The sequence below is a fragment of the Nocardioides sp. SR21 genome, assembly GCF_022761125.1.
Lineage (GTDB): Bacteria > Actinomycetota > Actinomycetes > Propionibacteriales > Nocardioidaceae > Nocardioides.
In genome coordinates, this window is record NZ_JAKWJR010000012.1 from 86,431 (window position 1) to 108,795 (window position 22,365).

Below are 22,365 nucleotides of genomic sequence, written 5' to 3' on the forward strand. Positions count from 1 at the left end.
CCGGAAGTCAGGGATCTCCGATCGGTCGTCCACAGGGACCGTGACAGCACTTCTGTCATGATGCGGGGCATGGCTGAGTCGACGTACGAGCTGGGACAGGGCACCGGGCCGCTGAAGGGCGTGAAGGTCGTCGAGATCGCGGGCATCGGGCCCGGGCCGCACGCGTGCATGATCCTGGCCGACCTGGGCGCGGACGTGATCCGGGTCGAGCGGCCGGGCGGTCAGGCGCTGGCGGGTGGGGGCGCGCACATGCTGCTCAACCGCGGGCGGCCGAGCGTCGCGCTCGACCTCAAGAAGCCCGAGGCCGTCGAGACGGTCCTCGAGCTCGTCGCGAACGCCGACGTCCTCATCGAGGGCATGCGCCCCGGCGTCGCCGAGCGGCTCGGCTTCGGCCCCGACGACTGCCTGAAGCGCAACGAGAAGCTGGTCTACGGACGGATGACCGGATGGGGCCAGGACGGCCCGTTCGCGCTGGCCGCCGGGCACGACATGAACTACATCGCGATCACCGGCGCCCTGCACGGCCTGGGCCAGGACCCGAGCCGCCCGCACTTCCCGACCAACCTGGTCGGCGACTTCGGCGGCGGGTCGACGTACCTCGTCATCGGCGTCCTCGCCGCGCTCCTCGAGGCGAAGACCAGCGGCAAGGGCCAGGTCGTCGACGCCGCGATCGTCGACGGCACCGCGCACCTCAACACGATGACCGCGGCGTTCCTCGCGTCCGGCGGCTTCAAGGAGCAGCGCGCGGTCAACCTGCTCGACGGCGGCGTGCCGTACTACGACATCTACGAGACCTCCGACGGCAAGCACATGAGCGTCGGCGCGCTCGAGCCGCAGTTCTACGACGCGTTCGTCGACCTGCTCGGCATCAAGGACACCGCCCCGGACCGGTACGACGCCGACCAGGCCGACGCGCTGCGCAAGCTGATCACCGAGACGTTCCTGCAGCGGACGCAGGCCGAGTGGGTCGCGATCTTCGAGGGCACCGACGCCTGCGTGGCCGGGATCATCCCGCTGACCGAGGCCGCCGAGCACCCGCACATGAAGGCGCGCGGCACGCTGGTCCAGCACGACGGCTACCTCCAGCCCGCCCCCGCCCCGCGCTTCTCGCGCACCGGGGCGAGCATCGGCCGGCTGGCCGAGAGCGCCGGCGACAGCACCCGCGACGCTCTGACCGCCTGGGGCATCGACAACGTCGACGACCTGATCGAGTCGGGCGCCGCCGTCCAAGCATGAAGCCGTTCCTGTTCCTCGGCACCCGCGCCGAGGACGACACCGCCGACAGCGAGTACGCCGCTGTGCTCCGGTACGCCGGCCTCGACGAGCGCGACGTACGCCGCGTCCGCCTCGAGCGCGACCCGCTCGGCACGGTCGACCTCGACGACTGGTCCGGGATCATCCTCGGCGGCGGGCCGTTCAACTCCAGCGACCCCGAGGACATCAAGTCCGCGGCGCAGAAGCGCGCCGAGGCCGAGCTCCGCGCGCTCGCCGAGCGCGTGGTCGACGCGGACTTCCCGTTCCTCGGCGCCTGCTACGGCGTCGGCGTGCTCGGCGGGCTGCGCGGCGGCCTGGTCGACCGGACCTACGGCGAGCCGATCTCGGCAGTCGCCATCACGCTGACCGAGGCCGGCCAGCAGGACCCGTTGCTCGGCGTGCTCCCCACGACGTTCGACGCGTTCCTCGGCCACAAGGAGGCGGTCTCCCGCCTGCCGGACGGCGCGGTCCTGCTCGCGAGCAGCGCGACCTGCCCGGTGCAGGCGTTCCGCCTCGGCCGCAACGTCTACGCCACCCAGTTCCACCCCGAGCTCGACGTCGAGGGGCTGTGCCTGCGCATCGACGTCTACCGCCACCACGGCTACTTCGACCCGCCGGAGCTCGCCGAGGAGATCCAGGCCATGGCGCGCACCCAGCACGTCGAGCACCCGCAGCGGATCATCGAGGGCTTCGTCCGGCACTACTCCAATTGACAGATATTCAGTAAGGTCGGTCCATGACGGAGCGCCCCGAACACATCGACGTCCTCATCGTCGGCGCCGGCCTCTCGGGCATCGGAGCGGCCTGCCGGCTGCGCACCGAGCACCCCGGGAAGTCGGTCGCGATCCTCGAGGCCCGCGCCGCCAGCGGCGGCACGTGGGACCTGTTCCGCTATCCGGGCATCCGCTCGGACTCCGACATGTTCACGTTCGGCTTCAAGTGGCGGCACTGGGAGGGCGACGTCGCGCTGGCCGACGGCCCGTCGATCCTGGAGTACGTCCGCACCGTCGCCCGGGAGTACGACGTCGACCGGCTGATCCGGTACCGGCACCGCGTCCTCAGCGCGAGCTGGGACTCCGACACGAGTCTGTGGACCGTCGAGATCGACCACGACGGGACGCCGACCACGCTGACGACCGGGTTCCTGTGGGGCTGCGGCGGCTACTACGACTACGACGAGGGCTACACCCCGGAGTTCCTGGGCCGCGCGGACTTCCGGGGCGAGGTCGTGCACCCGCAGCACTGGCCGGAGGACCTCGACTACGCGGGGAAGAAGGTCGTCGTGATCGGCTCCGGCGCGACCGCCGTGACGCTGGTCCCGGCGATGGCGAAGGCGGGCGCCGAGCACGTGACGATGCTGCAGCGCAGCCCGACGTACGTCCTGTCCCTGCCCGGCCGCGACCCGGTCGCCACGCGGCTCCACCGGCTGCCCTCGAAGCTGAGGTACCAGATCGTCCGGTGGAAGGCGATCCTGCTGACCGTCGCGACGTACCAGCTCGCGCAGCGCCGTCCCGCGTTCGTGAAGAAGGTGATCCGCGCCGGCGTCGCGAAGCAGCTCCCGGCCGGCATGGACGTCGACACCCACTTCAAGCCGGCCTACAACCCCTGGGACCAGCGGCTCTGCTTCGTGCCGGACGGCGACCTGTTCAAGGCGTTCCGTGCGGGTACGGCCTCGGTCGTCACCGACCACATCGACCGGTTCACCGAGACCGGCATCCGGTTGCGCTCGGGCGAGGAGCTCGAGGCCGACGTGATCGTCACCGCGACCGGCCTCAAGCTGAAGGCGATGGGCGGCGTCGAGCTGACCGTCGACGGCGAGCCGGTGAAGATGCCGGAGACCCTGACGTACAAGGCGCTGATGCTCAGCGACGTCCCCAACTTCGTCTTCACGATCGGCTACACGAACGCGTCCTGGACCCTGAAGGCCGACCTGGTCGCCGACTTCGTCTGCCGGCTGCTGCGCCACATGGACGAGCACGGCGTACGACGGGCCGTGGCACCGCGTGACCCGTCGGTCGGCGAGGAGCAGCTGATCTCCTTCAGCTCCGGCTACATCCAGCGGGCGCTCGACGAGCTGCCGAAGCAGGGCGACCGCGAGCCGTGGAAGCTGCGGCAGAACTACCTCAAGGACCTCCGCGCGATCAACCGCCTCCCGATCGACGACGGCGTCCTGACGTTTCGCTGAGCCGCCGACCGGTCACTGCCTCGGTATGGGACTCAAGGACAAGGCAGAGAACAAGATGGACGAGCTCAAGGGCCAGGGCAAGGAGTCGGCCGGCAAGGCGACCGGCGACCGCGACCTCGAGGCCGAGGGCAAGGCCGACCAGACCGAGGGCAAGGTCAAGCAGGCCGGCGAGCACGTCAAGGACGCCGCCAAGGACGTCAAGGACGGCCTCACCAAGTAACCAACGGCACAGCGCGACGATGCCGGTCGGACGGGCTGCGTCCTCTACACTCGTGGACGCAGCCCGTTCCGTCTTGCCTCGGGCTTTGCGCGGCCCTCATGCGGCTCGCGCCTTCCTTCTCGGGAACCATCTGGCGAGACACGCCAACAGTGAGTGATCCCCTCTTGTCTTCTGCAGTCTCCGCTGCGGGCTTCGCCGATCTCGGTGTGCCCAGCAGCCTCGTCTCCATCCTCTCGGACCTCGGCATCACCGACCCGACTCCCATCCAGCGCGCCACGCTCCCCGACTCGCTCGCGGGCCGCGACGTGCTCGGCCGTGGCCGCACCGGCTCCGGCAAGACCTACGCGTTCCTGCTCCCGCTGGTCGCCCGGCTCACGCAGTCCGGCCGCCCGGCGCGGTCCAACAAGCCGCGCGCCGTCGTGCTCGCGCCGACGCGTGAGCTCGTCGCCCAGATCGAGGACTCCCTGCGCCCGCTCGCCCAGGCGGCCGGCCTCACCACGATGACCGTCTTCGGCGGCGTCGGCCAGAACCCGCAGGTGCAGAACCTGCGCCGCGGCGTCGACATCGTCCTCGCCTGCCCCGGCCGGCTCGAGGACCTGATGGGCCAGGGTCACTGCGACCTCGGCCAGGTCGAGGTCACCATCCTCGACGAGGCCGACCACATGGCCGACCTCGGCTTCCTGCCCGGCGTGCGCCGGATCATGGGCAAGACCCCGCGCGACAGCCAGCGGCTGCTGTTCTCGGCCACGCTCGACAAGGCGATCGACACCCTGGTCAAGCAGTTCCTGCGGAACCCGGTGACCCACCAGGCCGACTCGGCGCAGTCGCCGGTCGCGACCATGGACCACCACGTACTGCACGTCGCTCGCGAGCACCGCGTCCCGGTGCTCGTCGACCTGACCAGCGCGCCCGGCCGCACCGTGGTGTTCACCCGCACCAAGTACGGCGCCAAGGCGCTCGCCCGCCAGCTCAACAAGAGCGGCGTACCCGCCGTCGAGCTCCACGGCAACCTGAGCCAGAACGCCCGCACGCGGAACATGGACGCCTTCCACTCCGGCAAGGCCTCCACGCTGGTCGCGACCGACATCGCTGCCCGCGGCATCCACGTCGACGACGTGTCGCTCGTCGTGCACGCGGACCCGCCGGTCGAGCACAAGGCGTACCTGCACCGCTCGGGCCGTACGGCGCGCGCGGGCAACAAGGGCACCGTCGTCACGCTGATGACCGACGAGCAGGTCCGCGACGTCCGCGACCTGACCCGCGCGGCCGGCATCAAGCCGACCACGACCAAGGTCGTCGGCTCCAGCCACGCGATCCTGGCCGAGCTCGCCCCCGGCGAGCGGGTCCTGGTCCCCGGCGGCCTGGCCGTCGAGGCCCCCGAGAGCAAGCCCCGCCCCAAGACCGCCGCCGGCGGTGGCGGTGGCGGTGGCCGCAACCGGTCCCGCGGTCGCCGCGGCGGCTCGGCGACGAAGTCCACCGGCGCGAAGAGCACCGGCTCGGCGACGAAGTCCACCGGCGGCAAGCCCCGGCGCCAGTCCGGCCAGGCGGCCTCGGCCGGTGGCCAGAAGCGGCACAGCGCCTCGACGTTCAGCTCCGGACGCCGCTGACCATGAGGGGAAGCCGCCGGGCCGCGCTCGTCGGCTTCCTCCTCGTCGGCACCGCGCTGCTCGGCCTGTCCTTCGGGATCGAGCCGGGCAGCGCGTGGTTCTACCCGTCCGCGCTCGCCCTTGCGGCGACGTGGGCCGCCGGCGCCTTCGCCAGCGGCCCGGTACCGCTGGGTGAGCGCACGGTCGTGCGCCCGCTGCTGGTGGGCGCGCTCCTGGCGGGCGTGTTCCTGCTGGGTGCGCTCGTCCTGCGTGAGCTGTCGCTGTTCGACGACCAGGTGTCCTCGGTGACGGCGTACGCCGACCGGGGCTCCGGTCCGCTCATCGTGGCCGTCACCCTGGTCACCGGCCTGGCCGAGGAGCTGTTCTTCCGCGGCTCGGTCTACGCGGCGTTCACGCGGCGACCGGTCCTGGGCAGCACGCTCGTGTACGCCGTGGTCACGCTCGCGACGGGCAACGTCGCGCTCGTCGCGGCCGCGGCGGTCCTCGGCCTCGTGGTCGGGCTGGAGCGCCGGTCGTCCGGCGGGGTCCTGGCGCCGGCGATCACGCACATGACCTGGTCGCTGGTCATGCTCCTCGCGCTGCCACAGCTCTTCTGACCGCCTCGGCGTACGACAGCGGCTCGCCGGGCAGCAGGTCCCGGATCGCGTCCTCGGTGACGACCACCTCGGTCCCCATCGAGTCGATCAGGTTCCGCCCGGTGGTCGGGTCGACGTTGGTCACGAACGCGATCCAGTACGACGACAGCCGCGGCGTCAGCACCGGGACCGTGATGACCGGCACCGAGCGTCCCCGGATGACCTCGCTCGCCTGCTGCAGCATCTCGACGTACGTGAGCCGGTCGGCGCCGCCGATCTCGAAGGTCCGGCCCAGCGCCTCCTCGAGCCCGACCACGCCGGCGAGGTAGCGCACCACGTCGTCGACGGCGATCGGCTGGGTCAGGGTCGACGCCCACTTCGGGACCACCATCGCCGGGAGGTTCTTCACGAGCTGGCGGGTCATCTCCCACGAGATGCCGCCGGCGCCGACCACGATCGCGGCGCGCAGCACCGTCACCGGCACGCCGGCCTCACCGAGCAGCCGCTCGACCTCGCGCCTGGACCGCAGGTGTGCCGAGAGGGTGGCGTCGTCCGGGCCGAGCCCGCCGAGGTAGACGATCTGCCGGACCCCGCACGCCGCGGCGGCGAGCCCGAAGGCGCGGGCCGCCTCGGCGTCCTTCTCGGCGAACGCGTCGTCGTCGAGCGAGTGCACGAGGTAGACGGCCACGTCGATGCCGTCGAGGGGGGCCGCCAGCGAGCCCGGGTCGCTGACGTCGCCGGCGACCGGCTCACCCTCGCCGTCGTACGTCTCGGGGTGCCGGGTCATCGCCCGCACGTTCCAGCCTCGCTCGAGCAGCGCCGGCACCAGCCGACTGCCCACGAAGCCGGTCGCACCGGTCACGAGCACGGTCGGGCCTTGTCGGTTCACGACGGGTACGTACCCACGTGGGGACCTTCGACCCCTCCCATCCGGCCGCTCGCCGTCCTAGCCTCGAAGCATGAACGACGACAACGAGCTGCACCCGCAGGAGTGTTGGGACCTGCTGCGTGCCCAGGAGTTCGGTCGGCTCGCGTTCACCGTGGTCGACGAGCTCCACATCACCCCGATCAACTACGCCGTCGACGGGGAGACCCTGCTCTTCCGCACCGCCGCCGGCAACAAGCTCTTCGGCGTCGAGCTCGGCGGCGAGGTCGCCTTCGAGATCGACGAGATCGGCGACGAGGAGGCGACCAGCGTCGTCGTGCGCGGCCGCGCCCGGCACCTCGAGGAGGACGAGGCGCACCGCGCGGACAACCTCCCGCTGCGCCCCTGGGTCGGCACGGACAAGCCGAACGTCGTCGAGATCGTCCCGACCGACGTCACCGGCCGCCGGTTCCCGCTCAGCCGTCCCTGGCTGCGGATGCGGACCTAACGGCGCGGGCGGCGGCTGCGCGCCTCGACCTGCTCGCGGCGGGTCTCGTCCATGGCCGCTTCGTACGCCGACACCAGGCTCGCGATCGACAGCGGCTTGATCCGCTCGACGACCTCGCGCAGCGTCTCGGGGGACGCGCCGGACTCCTTGTAGACCGGCCAGACCATGGTGCGGAAGAGCTCGTTGAGCTCCTTGGCGATCTGCCGCCCGTGCTCGGCGTACACGTCCGCGGCGGCGAGCGCCGCCTCGGTCGGGAAGCCCAGGTCGAGCAGGCCGAGGCCGACCGAGAGCTGGGAGACCGCGACCTCGTAGCGGCCGCGCTTGGTGCGGAACACGATGCCGAGCGCCGCGAGCGTCGCGAGGTCCTCGTCGCTGAGCGTGCGGCCGGTACGCCGGTCGAGGTCGGCGCGGGACATCTCGACCGGCCGGTCCACCTGCCACGGGGCGAGCATCGTGCGGTGCAGCGCGATGTCCTCGGGGGAGGCGTCCGCGGGGATGCCCGCGACGTACTTCTCGATCGCCGACAGGGTGAAGCCGTGCGCCTGCAGCTCCTGCACCAGCTCGAGCCGGGCGACGTGGTCGGCGCTGTAGTAGCCCGACCGGCCGCGCCGGATCGGCGGGGGCACCAGGCCCTTGGTCGTGTAGAACCGGATGTTCCGCACGCTCATGCCGACGCGCTTGGTCAGGTCGTCCAGGGTCAGCAGCTCTCGCAGCGACTCCACGCTCTCCTCCATGACCCTCCTCACACTGACCGATCTTGACGGTGACAGTAATAGTGTCACAATCGGTCCATGGCTGAGGCATTCGTGTACGACCACATCCGAACTCCCCGCGGCAAGGGCAAGAAGGTCGGCACCTTGCACGAGGTGAAGCCCGTCGACCTGATCGTGGGCCTCCTCGACGAGATCAAGGAGCGCAACCCCTCCCTCGACCCGAACCGCGTCGACGACGTCGTGCTCGGTGTCGTGTCCCCGATCGGCGAGCAGGGCGGCGACATCGCCAAGACCGCCGCGCTCAAGGCCGGCTACCCCGAGACCGTGGCCGGCGTGCAGCTCAACCGCTTCTGCGCCTCCGGCCTCGAGGCGGTCAACCAGGCCGCGTCCCGCGTCCGCGGCGGCTTCGAGGACCTGATCCTCGCCGGCGGCGTGGAGTCGATGAGCCGGGTGCCGATGGGCTCCGACGGCGGCGCCTGGGCATCCGACCCGGCCACCGCGCTGAAGACCGGCTTCGTGCCCCAGGGCATCGGCGCCGACCTGATCGCCACGCTCGAGGGCTGGAGCCGCGCCGACGTCGACGCGTACGCCGCCGAGTCGCACCACCGCGCCGCCAAGGCCTGGGCGAACGGCTACTTCGCGAACGCCGTCGTACCGGTCCGCGACCTCAACGGCCTCACCGTGCTCGACACCGACGAGACGATCCGCCCCGACACGACCCCCGAGGGCCTGGCCGGGCTCAAGCCGAGCTTCGCCGACATCGGCGCGCAGGCCGGCTTCGACGACGTGGCGCTCGAGAAGTACCACTGGGTCGAGAAGATCAACCACGTCCACCACGCCGGCAACTCGTCCGGCATCGTCGACGGCGCCGCGCTGATGGCGATCGGCACCGAGCAGGTCGGCATCGACCTCGGCCTCACCCCGCGCGCCCGCATCATCGCGACCGCGGTGTCCGGTGCGGACCCGACGATCATGCTCACCGGCCCGGCGCCGGCGGCCCGCAAGGCGCTCGCCAAGGCCGGCCTCGAGGCCAGCGACATCGACCTCTGGGAGATCAACGAGGCGTTCGCCGCCGTCGCCATGCGTTTCATGCGCGACATGGGCATCAGCCACGAGGTCACCAACGTCAACGGCGGCGCGATCGCCATGGGCCACCCCCTCGGCGCCACCGGCGCGATGATCCTCGGCACGCTCGTCGACGAGCTCCAGCGCCGCGACCTGCGCCGCGGCCTCGCCACGCTCTGCGTGGGCGGCGGCATGGGTATCGCGACGATCGTGGAGGTCGTCTGAGCGCGAAGCGCTCCGACGACCGGCCACGATCGGGCGATACGTCGGTGGTCGAGCAAGCGGCGCGGCTGAGGAACGAAGCCGCGACCCGCGTGTCGAGACCCGGTGACACGACCGCCCCCCTGAACCACTGACCTTCCTTCAGCTGAAGAGGACGAACCAGACATGAGCAGCACCAGCACCGAGAACCAGACCGCCGTCCGCTACGACCGGGACGCCGACGGCATCGTCACCCTGACGCTCGACGACCCGACGGCGAGCGCCAACACCATGAACGACCTCTACATCGAGGCGATGGCCGCGTGCGTCCAGCGCCTGTACGACGAGGTCGACGACGTGACGGGCGTCGTGGTCGCCAGCGCGAAGAAGACCTTCTTCGCCGGCGGCAACCTCAAGAACATGGTCCAGGCGACCAAGGCCGACGCCGCGTCGGTGTTCGAGCTCGGCGAGACCGTCAAGGCCAGCCTGCGCAGGCTCGAGCTGTACCCGCGCCCGGTCGTCTCCGCGATCAACGGCGCCGCCCTCGGCGGTGGCTTCGAGATCTGCCTGGCCACCAACCACCGGATCGCCGTCGACGACCGGTCGGTCAAGATCGGCCTGCCCGAGTCGACCCTCGGCCTGCTCCCGGGTGGGGGCGGCGTCACCCGCATCGTCCGGCTGCTCGGCCTCCAGGCCGGCCTGATGGACGTGCTGCTCACCGGCACCCAGTTCAACCCGGCCGCCGCTAAGGAGAAGGGCCTGGTCGACGAGCTGGTCGCCACCCGCGAGGAGCTCGTCCCCGCTGCCAAGGCGTGGATCAAGGCCAACCCGGAGGAGAGCCAGAACCCCTGGGACAAGCCCGGCTACAAGATGCCCGGCGGCTCGCCGACGTCGCCCGCGCTGGCCGGCTTCCTGCCCGCCTTCCCGGCGCTGCTGCGCAAGCAGACCAAGGGCGCGGTCTACCCCGCGCCGCGGGCGATCCTCGCCGCCGCGGTCGAGGGCGCGCTGAGCGACTTCGACACCGCGTCGCGGATCGAGTCGCGCTACCTGACGAACCTGATCGTCAACCAGGGCTCGAAGAACATGATCCAGGCGTTCTTCTTCGACCTGCAGGCGATCAACGCCGGCAAGCTCCGCCCGCAGGGCATCGAGCCGTACACCGCCACGAAGGTCGGCGTCCTCGGCGCCGGCATGATGGGCGCCGGCATCGCGTACTCGTGTGCCCGCGCCGGCATGCAGGTCGTGCTGAAGGACGTCGCCCTCGAGAGCGCCGAGAAGGGCAAGGCGTACTCCGAGAAGATCAACGCCAAGGCCGTCTCGCGCGGCAAGCTCACCGAGGAGAAGTCCCAGGAGCTGCTGGACCGGATCACCCCGACCGCGGACCCGGCCGACCTGGCCGGCTGCGACCTGGTGATCGAGGCCGTCTTCGAGGACCCGTCGCTCAAGCAGCAGGTCTTCGCCGAGATCGCGCCGTACGTGAACGCCGACGCGCTGCTGTGCTCCAACACCTCGACGCTCCCGATCACCGAGCTCGCCGCGGGCGTGGACCGGCCGGCCGACTTCATCGGCCTGCACTTCTTCAGCCCCGTCGACAAGATGCCGCTGGTCGAGATCATCAAGGGCAAGGAGACCTCGGACGTCGCGCTGGCCAAGGCTTACGACGTGGTCCAGCAGATCCGCAAGACGCCGATCGTCGTCAACGACAGCCGCGGGTTCTACACCTCGCGGGTCATCGGCACCCAGGTCATGGAGGGCCTCGCCATGCTCGGCGAGGGCGTCCACCCGGTCTCGATCGACCGCGCGGGCACCTCGGCCGGCTACCCGGTCGGCCCGCTCCAGCTCAGCGACGAGCTGAACATGGAGCTGATGGCGAAGATCCAGAAGGCGTCCGCCGACGCCGCCGAGCGCGAGGGCCGCTCGTGGGAGCCGTCCGCCGGTGAGCAGGTCGTCGCGAAGATGATCGAGCTCGGCCGCCCGTCGCGTCTGAAGGGCGCGGGCTTCTACGACTACGACGAGAACGGCCAGCGCCAGGGCATCTGGCCCGGCCTCGCCGAGGCGTTCCCGGTCGCGTCGGAGATGATCCCGATCGAGGACATGCGCGAGCGGATGCTCTTCATCGAGGCGCTCGAGACCGCGAAGTGCTTCGAGGAGGGCGTGATCGAGTCCGCGGCCGCCGCGAACATCGGCTCGATCATGGGCATCGGCTTCCCGCCGGTGACCGGTGGCGCCGCGCAGTACATGCAGGGCTACGAGAACGCCGCGGGCCAGGTCGGCCTCGGCGCGTTCGTCGCCCGCGCGGACGAGCTGGCCGAGAAGTACGGCGAGCGCTTCCGCCCCACGCCGTACCTGCGGGACCTGGCTGCTTCCGGCGGGTCGTTCCCGGCCTGATCGCCGCCTGCCCCTGGTTCAGCGCGAGCTGAACCAGGGGTGGTGCAGGTCGTAGAACGTCGCGCCCTGCATCGCGTAGTCGAGCTCCCTGCGGACGTCCTCGGGCGGTTCCGTCTGCTCACCGCTGCGGGCGCTCGCCTCGTCGGTGAAGGCCACGGTCTCGGTGAAGGTGCCGTCCGGCTCGATCGCGAGCGTCGCGCCGAGGATGTCCGGGCGCATCCGCTTCAGCTCGGCCTGGTCGGACGTCATCAGCCGGCGCAGCCGGGCGGGATCGTCGACCTTCCCGCGGATGACCTGGACGAACCCGGCGTCGTCGGACCCGCCGTCGAACAGCAGGACCACGTCGTCGCAGTCGTGGAACTCCACCGGCCCGTCGAAGCAGGCCATCATCTCCTCGGCCCATCGGCCCTGCTCGGGGCGCTCGGAGTTGGCCATCGCCGCCTCGCGGTCCTCGAACCGGACGACCGCCATGAACAGGTCGTCGTCGGTGAAGCCGTAGGTGCCGCCGAGCCAGCCGTCCGCTCCCGGGGCGAGCTGCTGGGACCAGCGGTCCAGGACGGCCTGGAGCTCGTCCTGTCGGGTGCATCGACCCTGGATGATCTGGATGAACATCTTTCGACGTTACGCCTCGACGACCGGTCCGGTCATGGCCCAGATGGGGGAGCCCTCTAGGGTCGGCGACCATGGGCGTGGTGATCCTGGTCCGGCACGGTCAGGCGTCGTTCGGCGCGGACGACTACGACGTGCTGTCCGAGACCGGTTGGGAGCAGGGCCGGCTGCTCGGCCGCTGGCTGGGTGAGCGTGCGGTCGCGCCGACCGCGGTGCTCCGCGGCGGGATGCGCCGGCACCGCGAGACGGCCGAGGCGGCGGGATGGGCGCCCGAGGAGGACCTCGGGTGGGACGAGTTCGACCACCTGTCGGTCGTCGCCGCGGACCCGGACCACCCGACCGGCGAGCTCGACCGGCGCGGGTTCCAGCGCGCGTTCGAGCAGGCCACCGCCCGGTGGACGGGTGGCGGTTTCGACGACGAGTACGCCGAGTCCTGGCCCGGGTTCGTCGACCGGGTGCGGTCCGCGCTGGACCGCGCCGTCGCTCGGGCCGGTGCCGGGGAGACCGTCGTCGTGGTCACCTCCGGCGGGCCGATCGCGGTCGCCTGTGCGGCACTGGCCGACCCGGACGCCGACGCGGCGTCGTACGCACGGCCGTGGCACCGGTTCAACACCACGATCGTGAACGCGTCGTTCACCCGTGTGGTGGTCGGCTCGACCGGTGCCCGGCTGCTGACGTTCAACGAGCACCCGCACCTCGAGGGCGACGCGCTGACCTACCGCTGAGCTAGATGCTGCCGTTCAGCAGGTCGCGCAGCCGCCCGAGCACCCGCGTGCTGTCGGCCCGGATGCCGTCGTGCTCGTACTCGTTGGTGACCCAGGCCCGCACGTTCCCGACCCGCTCCGCGGTCTCGAGCTGGAGCCCGGAGTCGACGTACATGTCGTCGAAGTAGACCGCGGCCGCGACCGGGACCTCGTTGGCCGCGAGCCGGTCGACGTCGTACAGCAGCGGCCAGTCGTCGTACGACGCCAGCAGGTCGGCCGCGCCGCGGAACGGCCGCAGTGCGGCGATCTCGTCGAACATCCAGGAGAACATCGTCTCGCCGGTGAACAGCAGCGGGTCGGCATCGGCGGCGAACTCCGGGCGCTGCGCGATCGCGCGGTCGGCGGCCCAGGCGGTCGGGCCGATGCCGGGGCGGCCGTACATGTACTCCTGCAGCGGGAACAGCGGCTGGTCGATGAAGCCGGTCTCGGCCATCACCTGGTGCAGGAAGCCGTCGGAGAGCCGGTCGCCGTGCCAGGCGCCCTCGAGCAGCCAGTGCACCTGCTCGTAGCCGTAGCTCATCCCGAACAGCTGGCCGAGCAGCCGCAGCCGCCGGCTGGTGAGCCGGTCGCCGTCGGGCAGCCGCACGTCGTGCTCGTCGAGGTGGTCGGCGATGCGCCGGACGGCCGCGACGTCGCCGGGGTAGCGGCGGTAGAACGCGTGGTTCTTGCCGGCGATCCGCGGGAACGTGCGGGCGTAGACCTCGTCGGCGGTCGCGGTCAGCCCGGGCAGCCCGCCGGTGACGTAGCAGCCGAGCAGCCCCTCCGGCGCCTGCGACAGGTAGGTCATCGTGATGAAGCCGCCGTAGCTCTGGCCGAGCGTGTACCACCGCTCGCCGCCGGCGACCTGCCGCCGGAGGACCTCGAGGTCGCCGACGATGCCGTCGGTGCGGAAGTGGCGGAGGTACGCCGCCAGCTCGGCGTCGGTGCGCCCGCCGACGGTCTTGGCGGAGATCGGCGTGGAGCGGCCGGTGCCGCGCTGGTCGAGCAGCAGCACCCGGTGGTGCTCGGCGGCCGCCGTGACCCAGCCGCCGCCCGCGCCGCCAGGCCGGGGCGACGCCGCGCCGGGACCGCCCTGGAGGAACACCAGCCACGGGAGGTCCTCGCCCTCGTGGCCGGCGGCGACGACCTCGCGGGCGAACACCTCGATGGTCCCGGCGTCCGGGTCGCGGTGGTCGAGCGGCGCCTCGACGACGTGGTCGGTCAGGACGAAGCCGGGGATCCGCGTGCTGGTCACCGGGCCGAGTCTAGGAGTTGATCCGGAGATACATACCGGGTATACATACTCGGTATGTCGGTGAAACAGGCCCTGTTGGCGCTCCTCGAGCAGGGGCCGCGGTACGGCTACCAGCTCCGGACCGAGTTCGAGCAGCGGACCGGGTCCACCTGGCCGCTCAACGTCGGGCAGGTCTACACGACGCTGACCCGGCTCGAGCGCGACGGCCTGGTCGAGGCCGACGGGGCCGACGGTGAGGGCCACGTGGTCTACCGCGTGACCGACGCCGGCCGCGACGAGGTGGCCGCGTGGTTCACCACGCCGGTCGCACGCACCCAGCCGCCGCGCGACGAGCTCGCGATCAAGCTCGCGCTCGCGGTCACGACCCCGGGCGTCGACGTCGGCACCGTGATCCAGCAGCAGCGGTCGGCCACGATGGCCGCGCTCCAGGACTACACCCGCCTGAAGCGGGAGGGCGACCTCGACCTCGCCTGGGGACTGGTGCTCGACTCGCTGGTGTTCTCGGCCGAGGCCGAGATCCGCTGGCTCGACCACTGCGAGGCGCGGCTGCGCCGGGCGGCGCTCGAGAGGCCGACACCGGTCGCCACGAACGTCGAGACTCCGGAGGTCGCCCGATGAACCCCCTGTCGAGCACCGTGCTGCACCTCGACACCGTCACCCGGATCCACGGCGAGGGCGCCACCGAGGTGCGCGCGCTGCGCGAGGTCTCGTTCCGGGTCGCCGCGGGCGAGCTGGTCGCGGTGATGGGGCCGTCCGGCTCCGGCAAGTCCACGCTGCTCACGATGGCCGGCGGCCTCGACGCCCCGACCTCGGGCACGGTCTCGGTCGAGGGCGTCGACCTCGCGACCCTCGGCAACGCCGGCCGCGCGCGGATGCGGCGTACGTCGGTCGGCTACGTGTTCCAGGACTTCAACCTGATCCCGGCGCTGAGCGCCGTCGAGAACGTCGCGCTCCCGATGGAGCTCGACGGGGTGCGTTCCCGTGCCGCCCGGGCGGCCGCCCGCGCCGCGCTCGAGGAGGTCGGGATCCCCGAGCTCGCCGACCGGTTCCCCGACCACATGTCGGGTGGGCAGCAGCAGCGGGTGGCGATCGCCCGCGCCGTGGTCGGCGAGCGCCGGCTGATCCTCGCCGACGAGCCCACGGGGGCGCTCGACAGCGAGACCGGCGAGGAGATCCTGCGGCTGCTGCGTGCCCGCTGCGACGCCGGGGCGGCCGGCGTCCTCGTCACGCACGAGGCACGGCACGCGGCCTGGGCGGACCGGGTGGTGTTCCTGCGCGACGGCGTGGTCGTCGACGAGACCGGCGCCGACCCGGCCGACGTCCTGCTCGAGTCCCGCCGATGAGCTCCTGGCGTCTCGCGATCCGCCTCGCCCGGCGCGACGCGCTGCGCGCCCGCGGCCGGTCGATCCTGGTGCTGGTGATGATCGCGCTGCCCGTGCTCGCCGTGACCGCCGCCGACGTGGTGATCCAGACCCAGGAGGTCACCGGCGTCGAGGCGCTCGACCGCCGGCTCGGCACGGCCGACGCGCAGGTCACCGTCCCGGCCGAGGGGCGGCCGATGGTGCAGCGCTTCGACCCGATGGACGGCGCGACCACGGTCGGGGGGAAGCCGGACCCGCCCACGGAGGCCGAGATCTCCGCCGCGCTGGGCGGCGCCCGGCTGGTCGAGGAGCGGGTCGGCAGCGTCTCGTACGCGACCGACAAGGGGATCGGGTACGTCGAGGTGACCGAGGTCGACCTGCGCGACCCGGTCGCCGACGGCCTGTTCGAGCTGACGTCGGGGCGGCTCCCCGAGACCGCCGGCGAGGTGGTCGTGAACGACGCCGTCCTGGACTCGGGGTACGCCCTCGGCGACACGCTCGACCTCGGCAGGCAGAACCCCGCGCCGACGATCGTCGGGATCGCGGACTCCGCCTCCCTGCGGACCGCCCCCACGGCGGCCGGTCCGATCGGCAGCCTCGGGCTCGACGCCCGCAACGGTGCGTCGCCGGGCTGGCTGGCGGAGGGCGGACCGGTCTCGTGGGACGCCGTGGAGGCGCTCAACACGATGGGCGCGCTCGTGCTCTCGCGCGCCGTGATCGAGGACCCGCCGCCCGCCTCGGAGATCCCCGAGGAGCTCAACTGGGACTCGGGCGACGACTCGATGGTCGCCGCGGTCGCGCTGATCGTGGTGATGGCGCTGCTCGAGGTCGTGCTGCTCGCCGGCCCGGCCTTCGCGGTGACCGCCCGCCGGCAGGCGCGCAGCCTCGCGCTGATGTCCGCCACCGGCGGCACGCCCGCGCAGAGCCGCCGGGTCGTGCTGGCCGGCGGACTGGTCCTCGGCGGCGCCGCGGCCGTCCTCGGGGTCGTGCTCGGGATCGGCGCCGGCTGGCTGCTGCTCCCGGTCGTGCAGCGCTGGTCGAGCCACTGGTTCGGCCCCTTCGACGTGCCGTGGCCGCACGTCGCCGGGATCGCGATGTTCGGCCTGGCGAGCGCGGTGCTCGCCGCGGTCGTGCCCGCGTGGATCGCCGCCCGCCAGGACGTCGTCGCGGTGCTCGCCGGTCGCCGGGCCGACCGCCCGCCGTCGGTGCGCTCGCCGATCCTGGGCGTCGTCCTGCTCGGCATCGGCGTCGCGATGGCGGCGTACGGCGCCGCCGCAGGCTCCGGGAGCGGCGAGTTCCTCATCGCCGGCTCCGCGATCGTCGCCGTCCTGGGGATGATCCTCGTGGTGCCGGTCGTCGTGGCGGGCGTGGCCCGGGCGGCGGGCCGGCTGCCGCTCTCGACGCGGTACGCCGCTCGCGACGCGGCGCGCCACCGCACCCGCACCGTGCCCGCCATCGCCGCGGTCGCGGCCACCGTCGCCGGCGTCGTGACGCTCGGGATCGGCCTCAGCAGCGACGAGGCCGAGAACGAAGGCACCTACACGCCGAGCCTGGCCATGGGCCAGGCCGCGGTGACCGGGTACGACCTCCGCCCGGCGGCCTGGGACGAGCTGGCCCGGGTGGTGGACCGGGAGCTGCCCGGCGCGACCGTGACCCCGATGACCGGGGTGGGCGGCGAGGACTGGGTCGACCTGCAGGAGCCGGGCGGCAGCGCCCCGCTGCTCGACGAGATGTCGGTCGGGTTCGGGTCCTCGATGCTCGTCGGTCGGTCCGTCCCTGACCTCGTCCCCGGCATCGCCGCGGCCGACCGCGAGCGAGCCGCGGCCGTGCTCGCCGACGGCGGGGTCGTGGCGTTCACCGACCACGACGTCGCGGGCGACGAGATCGAGCTGATGGCCGGCGAGCGGGGGACCACGATCCGGGTGCCGGCGGCGTACGTCCGCTTCCAGGACGACACGTACCCGACGCTCGCAGCCGTCGCCTCGCCGGAGGCGGTGGAGCGGCTCGGGGTCGACGTCGGCACGGTCGCGGTCGCGGTCGCCGGCGCCGACGTCTCGACCGAGCAGGAGCAGGACGTGACCGAGGCGGTCGCCGCGGTCAACCCGAACGCCGGGTTCTACGTCGAGCGCGGCTACCAGGCCGAGGAGAACACCCGGATCGTGCAGTTCGTGCTGGCCGCGCTCGGCGCGATCCTGATGCTCGGCGGCACGCTGACCGCCACGTTCCTCGCGCTGTCCGACGCCCGACCCGACCTCGCGACCCTGTCCGCCGTGGGGGCCTCCCCGCGACGCCGGCGCTCGATCGCGGCGTCGTACGCCCTGGTCGTGGGGTTCGTCGGCGCGCTGCTCGGCGCGGCGGTCGGGTTCATCCCCGGCATCGCGATCACCTACCCGCTGACCGCGCCGGCGTACACGGACACCGGGCCGTACCTCGACGTGCCGTGGGCGTTGATCGTCGGCCTGGTCGTGGGTCTGCCGCTGCTCACCGCCGCGATCGTCGGGCTCTGCACCCGCGCCCGGCTCCCGATGGTGGCGCGGCTCGACTGAACAAAAAGACAGGCTTGACTGTTTGTTGATGCGCGGGGCATGCTGACGCCGTGACAGTGACGCGCGTGCCTCAGGAGGAGCGCACCCGGTTGATGCGGGCACGGCTGCTCGAGGCGACCGTCGACTGCCTGGTCGAGCGCGGCTTCGCGGGTACGTCGACCACGCTCGTCTCCGAGCGCGCCGGGGTGAGCCGGGGCGCGCAGCTCCACCACTTCCCGACCAAGAACGACCTGGTCGTCGCCGCCGTCGAGCACCTCGCGGCGAAGCGGGCTGAGGCCCTCGTCGCGGACGCCGCCAAGCTGCCGGGCGGGCCGAGGCACACCCGCGCGGTGCTGCAGATGCTCGCCGACCACTTCACCGGGCCGGTGTTCAGCGCCGCGCTCGAGCTGTGGGTCGCCGCCCGCACCGACCCGACCCTGCTCGCCGCGGTGTCGCCGCTCGAGCTGCGGGTCGGCCGCGAGACGCACCGGATGACCGTCGAGCTGCTGGGCATCGACGAGTCCCAGCCCGGCGCCCGCGAGCTGGTGCAGGCGACGCTCGACCTGGTCCGCGGCCTCGGCCTCGCCAACACGATCACCGACGACACGCGCCGCCGCGCGCGCATCCTCGACCGCTGGGCCGACGTGCTCGACAAGGAGATCGCATGACCCTGCTCGACGACCTGCTCGGCGACCTGACCGCCGAGGGCGACCGGCTCTGGGCGGCGGTGTCCGGCCTGGACGCCGACGGCTGGGCCACCCCGACCCCGGCGGCCGGCTGGACCGTGGCCACCCAGGTCGCGCACCTGCTCTGGACCGACGAGGTCGCGACGATCGCGGCCACCGACTCCCCAGAAGGCAAGGACGCCTGGGACGCGATCGTGCTGGAGGCGATCGCCGACCCGATGGGGTACGTCGACGCCCAGGCGCACGAGGTCGCCAGGCTCGCGCCCACCGCACTGCTCGCCCGGTGGGGTGCGGCGCGCGACGGCCTGAAGACCGCCCTGCAGGAGCTCCCCGACGGTCAGAAGATGCCGTGGTTCGGCCCGCCGATGTCGGCGGCGTCGATGGCGACCGCGCGGTTCATGGAGACCTGGGCGCACGCGCTCGACGTGTACGACGCGCTCGGGGTCGCCTACGAGCCGACCGACCGGATCCGGCACGTGACGCACCTCGGGGTCCGCACCCGGAACTTCGCGTTCTCCGTGCACGAGCTGGAACCGCCGGCAGAGGAGTTCCGCATCGACCTGGTCGCGCCTTCCGGCGACGTCTGGTCGTGGGGACCCGAGGACGCGGCGCAGACCGTCACCGGCTCGGCGTACGACTTCTGCCTGCTCGTGACCCAGCGCGTGCACCGCGACGACACCGACCTGGTGGCCGTCGGTGCGGACGCCGAGAAGTGGCTGACGATCGCGCAGGCGTTCGCCGGGCCCGCGGGCGAGGGGCGAGCCAAGCGATGAGGATCGGCAACTGCTCGGGGTTCTACGGCGACCGGCTCTCCGCGATGCGGGAGATGCTGGAGGGTCGCCACGAAGATGGGCAGAGCCTCGACTACCTGACCGGTGACTACCTGGCCGAGCTGACCATGCTCATCCTCGGCAAGGACACCATGAAGGACCCGTCGCTCGGGTACGCCAAGACGTTCGTCCGCCAGCTCGAGGACTGCCTCGGCCTGGCGCTCGAGAACGGCGTCAAGATCGTCAGCAACGCCGGCGGGCTCAACCCGGCCGGCCTCGCCGACCGGGTCCGCGAGGTCGCGTCCGGCCTCGGGCTCGACGTGAACGTCGCGCACGTCGAAGGTGACGACGTCCGGAGCCTCGGCTTCGCGAACGCCCTCACCGCGAACGCCTACCTGGGCGGCTTCGGCATCGCTGCGGCCCTGCGCGAGGGCGCGGACGTCGTCGTCACCGGCCGGGTCACCGACGCCAGCGTGGTCGTCGGCCCGGCCGTCGCCCACCACGGCTGGACGCCGACGTCGTACGACGAGCTCGCCGGTGCCGTCGTCGCCGGGCACGTGCTGGAGTGCGGCACCCAGGCGACCGGCGGCAACTTCAGCGGGTTCCGCTCGCTGCCCCACGACGGCAGGCCGCTCGGCTTCCCGCTCGCCGAGATCGCGGCGGACGGCTCGAGCGTGATCACCAAGCACGTCGGCACCGGCGGCGCGGTCACCGTCGACACCGTGACCGCCCAGCTGCTGTACGAGATCCAGACGACGCGCTACCTCAACCCCGACGTGACCACGCACCTCGACTCGATCGAGCTGCGCGAGACCGGCGCCGACCGCGTCGAGATCAGCGGCGTGCGCGGGGAGGCGCCGCCCGAGCGGCTCAAGGTTTGCGTCAACGAGCTCGGCGGCTTCCGCAACACCGTGGAGTTCGTGCTGACCGGCCTCGACATCGAGGCCAAGGCCGACTGGGTCCGCGAGCAGCTCGCCCCACGGCTGACCGCCACCGAGGTCGCCTGGACGCTCGGCTCGGTCCCGGCTCCGGACGCGGACACCGAGGAGGGCGCGTCCTGCCTGCTGCGCTGCACGGTCAAGGACGCCGAGCCCGACCCGGTCGGCCGCGCGTTCACCGGCCCGGCGGTCGAGCTCGCGCTGGCGTCGTACCCCGGGTTCACGATGACCGCCCCGCCCGCGCAGCCCACGCCGTACGGCGTCTACCGGCCGGAGTACGTCGACCGCGCGTCGGTGACGCACACCGTCGTGCACGCCGACGGTCGTCGTGAGGTGATCGCGGACCCGACCGAGTTCGCCGAGCTCAGCGGTGAACACGGCGTCCGGCCGTCGCCGTTCCCGGCGCCCTCGGACTCGATGACCCGCCGCGCGCCGCTCGGCTCCTTCGTGCACGCGCGCTCCGGCGACAAGGGCGGCGACGCCAACCTCGGGCTCTGGATCGTCAATGACGGTTCCGAGAAGTACGACGCCCGGGTCACCTGGCTGCAGAAGCTGATCACGGCGAAGAAGGTCCGCGAGCTGGTCCCGGAGGCCGCCGACCTCGACGTCGAGGTCTACGTGCTCCCGAACCTCGGCGCGGTCAACGTGCTGATCCGCGGCCTGCTCGGCGACGGTGTCGCCGCGTCGACGCGGTTCGACCCGCAGGCCAAGGGCCTGGGCGAGTGGGTGCGCTCGCGGATGGTGCACATCGACGAGGCGGTCCTGTGATCCGCGACCTGGGCGCGGAGTTCACGCGCCGCGAGGTCGTCGACCACCTCCAGGAGTGGGAGGACGCCGGCGACATCCCGCGAGAGCTGCACCTGGCGGCCGCCAAGCAGGGCCTGCTCGGCGTCTCCTTCCCCGAGTCGGTCGGCGGCGAGGGCGGCGACATCCTCGACAGCGTCGACCTCCAGGAGGGCATGTTCGAGGCGGGCGCGAGCAGCGGTCTGATGGCCGGCCTGTTCACCGGCGGCATCGCGCTGCCGCACCTGGCCGCGCACGGCTCGCCCGAGCTGGTCGACCGCTTCGTGCGACCGACGCTGGCCGGCGAGAAGATCGGGGCGCTCGCGATCACCGAGCCCGGCGGTGGCTCGGACGTCGGTGGCATCCGGACGACCGCCGTACGCCGAGGGGACGACTACGTCGTCAACGGCGCCAAGACGTTCATCACCAGCGGCGTGCGCGCGGACTTCGTGACCACCGCGGTCCGCACCGGCGGCCCGGGAGCGGGCGGGGTCAGCCTGCTGGTGATCGAGAAGGGCACGCCCGGCTTCACCGTCGACCGGTCCCTGAAGAAGATGGGCTGGCACTGCTCCGACACCGCCGAGCTGTCGTTCGTCGACGTGCGGGTGCCGGTGACGAACCTGGTCGGCGAGGAGAACGGCGGGTTCGCCCAGATCGCCGAGCAGTTCGTGGTCGAGCGGATCGCGCTGGCCGTGCACGCGTACGGCATCGCCGGCCGTTCGCTCGAGCTGACCGCCGCGTACTGCCGCGACCGCGAGACGTTCGGCAGGCCGCTCGTCGAGCGGCAGGTCGTGCGGCACAAGCTCGTCGAGATGCGCCGGCAGGTCGAGGTCGCGCGCACCTACACGCGCGAGGTCGCCCGCCGGCACGCAGCCGGCGAGTTCGTCGTGGCCGAGGCCTGCCTCGCGAAGCAGACCGCGGTGGACTGCGCGACGTACGTCTGTGACCAGGCCGTCCAGCTGCATGGCGGGACCGGCTACATGCACGGGACCGAGGTGGAGCGGCACTACCGCGACGCCCGGATCCTGCCGATCGGAGGAGGCGCGAGCGAAGTGCTGGCAGATCTCGCAGCGAAGCTGCTGGGGTACGCATGACCACCCCAAGAAACCGCGGG

Annotated in this window: 21 protein-coding genes; 17 read left to right on the forward strand and 4 right to left on the reverse strand. The window is 72.2% G+C overall.

Annotated elements, in window-relative coordinates; all coding sequences use genetic code 11:
* Positions 1 to 69 precede the first annotated feature (69 nt).
* The 6 genes from MJ604_RS20515 (at position 70) to MJ604_RS20540 (ending at position 5,862) form a co-directional block, all read left to right on the forward strand.
* A complete protein-coding gene (locus tag MJ604_RS20515; RefSeq protein WP_279236401.1) occupies positions 70 to 1,236 on the forward strand; it encodes a CaiB/BaiF CoA-transferase family protein in 1,167 nt (388 codons plus the stop codon).
* Positions 1,233 to 1,967, forward strand: coding sequence for a glutamine amidotransferase (locus MJ604_RS20520; protein WP_243060544.1), 735 nt, complete (start codon positions 1,233 to 1,235; stop codon positions 1,965 to 1,967). The genes MJ604_RS20515 and MJ604_RS20520 overlap by 4 nt, the downstream gene beginning before the upstream one ends.
* A 23-nt stretch (positions 1,968 to 1,990) precedes the next feature.
* A complete protein-coding gene (locus MJ604_RS20525) occupies positions 1,991 to 3,439 on the forward strand; it encodes an NAD(P)/FAD-dependent oxidoreductase (RefSeq protein ID WP_243060545.1) in 1,449 nt (482 codons plus the stop codon).
* Positions 3,440 to 3,464: 25 nt separating this feature from the next.
* Entirely contained in the window at positions 3,465 to 3,659 is a 195-nt protein-coding gene (locus MJ604_RS20530; protein ID WP_243060546.1) for a CsbD family protein, read from the forward strand.
* 164 nt (positions 3,660 to 3,823) lie between these two features.
* Positions 3,824 to 5,266, forward strand: coding sequence for a DEAD/DEAH box helicase (locus MJ604_RS20535; protein ID WP_243060548.1), 1,443 nt, complete (start codon positions 3,824 to 3,826; stop codon positions 5,264 to 5,266).
* 2 nt (positions 5,267 to 5,268) lie between these two features.
* A complete protein-coding gene (locus MJ604_RS20540; RefSeq protein WP_243060549.1) occupies positions 5,269 to 5,862 on the forward strand; it encodes a type II CAAX prenyl endopeptidase Rce1 family protein in 594 nt (197 codons plus the stop codon).
* Here the strand turns inward: MJ604_RS20540 and MJ604_RS20545 are convergent.
* Positions 5,831 to 6,730: an NAD(P)H-binding protein gene (locus tag MJ604_RS20545; protein ID WP_243060550.1), complete on the reverse strand. Its 900-nt coding sequence runs from the start codon at positions 6,728 to 6,730 to the stop codon at positions 5,831 to 5,833. The genes MJ604_RS20540 and MJ604_RS20545 overlap by 32 nt on opposite strands.
* Positions 6,731 to 6,800: 70 nt before the next feature.
* On the opposite strand from MJ604_RS20545, the gene MJ604_RS20550 reads away from it, so the two are divergent.
* Entirely contained in the window at positions 6,801 to 7,214 is a 414-nt protein-coding gene (locus MJ604_RS20550) for a pyridoxamine 5'-phosphate oxidase family protein (protein WP_243060551.1), read from the forward strand.
* Here the strand turns inward: MJ604_RS20550 and MJ604_RS20555 are convergent.
* Positions 7,211 to 7,948: a MerR family transcriptional regulator gene (locus tag MJ604_RS20555; RefSeq protein ID WP_243060553.1), complete on the reverse strand. Its 738-nt coding sequence runs from the start codon at positions 7,946 to 7,948 to the stop codon at positions 7,211 to 7,213. The two genes, MJ604_RS20550 and MJ604_RS20555, sit on opposite strands and share 4 nt — an antisense overlap.
* 57 nt (positions 7,949 to 8,005) lie before the next feature.
* Here MJ604_RS20555 and MJ604_RS20560 point away from each other — a divergent pair, with 57 nt between their 5' ends.
* Both MJ604_RS20560 and MJ604_RS20565 read left to right on the forward strand, forming a co-directional pair.
* Positions 8,006 to 9,217, forward strand: a complete 1,212-nt coding sequence (locus MJ604_RS20560; protein ID WP_243060554.1) for an acetyl-CoA C-acetyltransferase — start codon at positions 8,006 to 8,008, stop codon at positions 9,215 to 9,217.
* A gap of 162 nt (positions 9,218 to 9,379) precedes the next feature.
* Positions 9,380 to 11,581, forward strand: coding sequence for a 3-hydroxyacyl-CoA dehydrogenase NAD-binding domain-containing protein (locus MJ604_RS20565; RefSeq protein WP_243060555.1), 2,202 nt, complete (start codon positions 9,380 to 9,382; stop codon positions 11,579 to 11,581).
* 18 nt (positions 11,582 to 11,599) lie between these two features.
* Here the strand turns inward: MJ604_RS20565 and MJ604_RS20570 are convergent, their stop codons facing one another.
* On the reverse strand, positions 11,600 to 12,193 hold the full coding sequence (locus MJ604_RS20570; protein ID WP_243060556.1) for a hypothetical protein: 594 nt from the start codon (positions 12,191 to 12,193) through the stop codon (positions 11,600 to 11,602).
* Between the two features lie 71 nt (positions 12,194 to 12,264).
* On the opposite strand from MJ604_RS20570, the gene MJ604_RS20575 reads away from it, so the two are divergent.
* Positions 12,265 to 12,915, forward strand: a complete 651-nt coding sequence (locus MJ604_RS20575; RefSeq protein WP_243060557.1) for a histidine phosphatase family protein — start codon at positions 12,265 to 12,267, stop codon at positions 12,913 to 12,915.
* Position 12,916: 1 nt separating this feature from the next.
* Here the strand turns inward: MJ604_RS20575 and MJ604_RS20580 are convergent, their stop codons facing one another.
* Positions 12,917 to 14,188 carry an alpha/beta fold hydrolase gene (locus MJ604_RS20580; protein ID WP_243060558.1) on the reverse strand — a complete coding sequence of 424 codons (1,272 nt, stop codon included), beginning with the start codon at positions 14,186 to 14,188 and terminating at the stop codon, positions 12,917 to 12,919.
* 54 nt (positions 14,189 to 14,242) lie between these two features.
* Here MJ604_RS20580 and MJ604_RS20585 point away from each other — a divergent pair, with 54 nt between their 5' ends.
* From MJ604_RS20585 to MJ604_RS20615, 7 genes are all read left to right on the forward strand, one after another.
* The gene (locus MJ604_RS20585) at positions 14,243 to 14,806 is read left to right on the forward strand and encodes a PadR family transcriptional regulator (RefSeq protein ID WP_243060559.1); all 564 of its coding nucleotides are present in this window, start codon (positions 14,243 to 14,245) and stop codon (positions 14,804 to 14,806) included.
* Entirely contained in the window at positions 14,803 to 15,531 is a 729-nt protein-coding gene (locus MJ604_RS20590) for an ABC transporter ATP-binding protein (RefSeq protein ID WP_243060561.1), read from the forward strand. The genes MJ604_RS20585 and MJ604_RS20590 overlap by 4 nt, the downstream gene beginning before the upstream one ends.
* On the forward strand, positions 15,528 to 18,095 hold the full coding sequence (locus MJ604_RS20595) for an ABC transporter permease (protein WP_243060563.1): 2,568 nt from the start codon (positions 15,528 to 15,530) through the stop codon (positions 18,093 to 18,095). The genes MJ604_RS20590 and MJ604_RS20595 overlap by 4 nt, the downstream gene beginning before the upstream one ends.
* A 65-nt stretch (positions 18,096 to 18,160) precedes the next feature.
* On the forward strand, positions 18,161 to 18,742 hold the full coding sequence (locus MJ604_RS20600) for a TetR/AcrR family transcriptional regulator (protein WP_243060566.1): 582 nt from the start codon (positions 18,161 to 18,163) through the stop codon (positions 18,740 to 18,742).
* Positions 18,739 to 19,533, forward strand: a complete 795-nt coding sequence (locus MJ604_RS20605) for a TIGR03084 family metal-binding protein (protein WP_243060568.1) — start codon at positions 18,739 to 18,741, stop codon at positions 19,531 to 19,533. The genes MJ604_RS20600 and MJ604_RS20605 overlap by 4 nt, the downstream gene beginning before the upstream one ends.
* On the forward strand, positions 19,530 to 21,236 hold the full coding sequence (locus MJ604_RS20610; RefSeq protein WP_243060569.1) for an acyclic terpene utilization AtuA family protein: 1,707 nt from the start codon (positions 19,530 to 19,532) through the stop codon (positions 21,234 to 21,236). Before MJ604_RS20605 ends, MJ604_RS20610 begins: the two co-directional genes overlap by 4 nt.
* Positions 21,236 to 22,345 carry an acyl-CoA dehydrogenase family protein gene (locus tag MJ604_RS20615; RefSeq protein ID WP_243060629.1) on the forward strand — a complete coding sequence of 370 codons (1,110 nt, stop codon included), beginning with the start codon at positions 21,236 to 21,238 and terminating at the stop codon, positions 22,343 to 22,345. Before MJ604_RS20610 ends, MJ604_RS20615 begins: the two co-directional genes overlap by 1 nt.
* Positions 22,346 to 22,365 lie beyond the last annotated feature (20 nt).

What these genes read in the sequence shown, in the direction of transcription:
- MJ604_RS20515 (WP_279236401.1), top strand. Translation starts at nt 70, where the DNA reads ATGGCTGAGTCGACGTACGAGCTGGGACAGGGCACCGGGCCGCTGAAG.
- MJ604_RS20520 (WP_243060544.1), top strand. Translation starts at nt 1,233, where the DNA reads ATGAAGCCGTTCCTGTTCCTCGGCACCCGCGCCGAGGACGACACCGCC.
- MJ604_RS20525 (WP_243060545.1), top strand. Translation starts at nt 1,991, where the DNA reads ATGACGGAGCGCCCCGAACACATCGACGTCCTCATCGTCGGCGCCGGC.
- MJ604_RS20530 (WP_243060546.1), top strand. Translation starts at nt 3,465, where the DNA reads ATGGGACTCAAGGACAAGGCAGAGAACAAGATGGACGAGCTCAAGGGC.
- MJ604_RS20540 (WP_243060549.1), top strand. Translation starts at nt 5,269, where the DNA reads ATGAGGGGAAGCCGCCGGGCCGCGCTCGTCGGCTTCCTCCTCGTCGGC.
- MJ604_RS20550 (WP_243060551.1), top strand. Translation starts at nt 6,801, where the DNA reads ATGAACGACGACAACGAGCTGCACCCGCAGGAGTGTTGGGACCTGCTG.
- MJ604_RS20555 (WP_243060553.1), bottom strand. Translation starts at nt 7,948, where the DNA reads ATGGAGGAGAGCGTGGAGTCGCTGCGAGAGCTGCTGACCCTGGACGAC.
- MJ604_RS20560 (WP_243060554.1), top strand. Translation starts at nt 8,006, where the DNA reads ATGGCTGAGGCATTCGTGTACGACCACATCCGAACTCCCCGCGGCAAG.
- MJ604_RS20565 (WP_243060555.1), top strand. Translation starts at nt 9,380, where the DNA reads ATGAGCAGCACCAGCACCGAGAACCAGACCGCCGTCCGCTACGACCGG.
- MJ604_RS20570 (WP_243060556.1), bottom strand. Translation starts at nt 12,193, where the DNA reads ATGTTCATCCAGATCATCCAGGGTCGATGCACCCGACAGGACGAGCTC.
- MJ604_RS20575 (WP_243060557.1), top strand. Translation starts at nt 12,265, where the DNA reads ATGGGCGTGGTGATCCTGGTCCGGCACGGTCAGGCGTCGTTCGGCGCG.
- MJ604_RS20585 (WP_243060559.1), top strand. Translation starts at nt 14,243, where the DNA reads ATGTCGGTGAAACAGGCCCTGTTGGCGCTCCTCGAGCAGGGGCCGCGG.
- MJ604_RS20590 (WP_243060561.1), top strand. Translation starts at nt 14,803, where the DNA reads ATGAACCCCCTGTCGAGCACCGTGCTGCACCTCGACACCGTCACCCGG.
- MJ604_RS20595 (WP_243060563.1), top strand. Translation starts at nt 15,528, where the DNA reads ATGAGCTCCTGGCGTCTCGCGATCCGCCTCGCCCGGCGCGACGCGCTG.
- MJ604_RS20605 (WP_243060568.1), top strand. Translation starts at nt 18,739, where the DNA reads ATGACCCTGCTCGACGACCTGCTCGGCGACCTGACCGCCGAGGGCGAC.
- MJ604_RS20610 (WP_243060569.1), top strand. Translation starts at nt 19,530, where the DNA reads ATGAGGATCGGCAACTGCTCGGGGTTCTACGGCGACCGGCTCTCCGCG.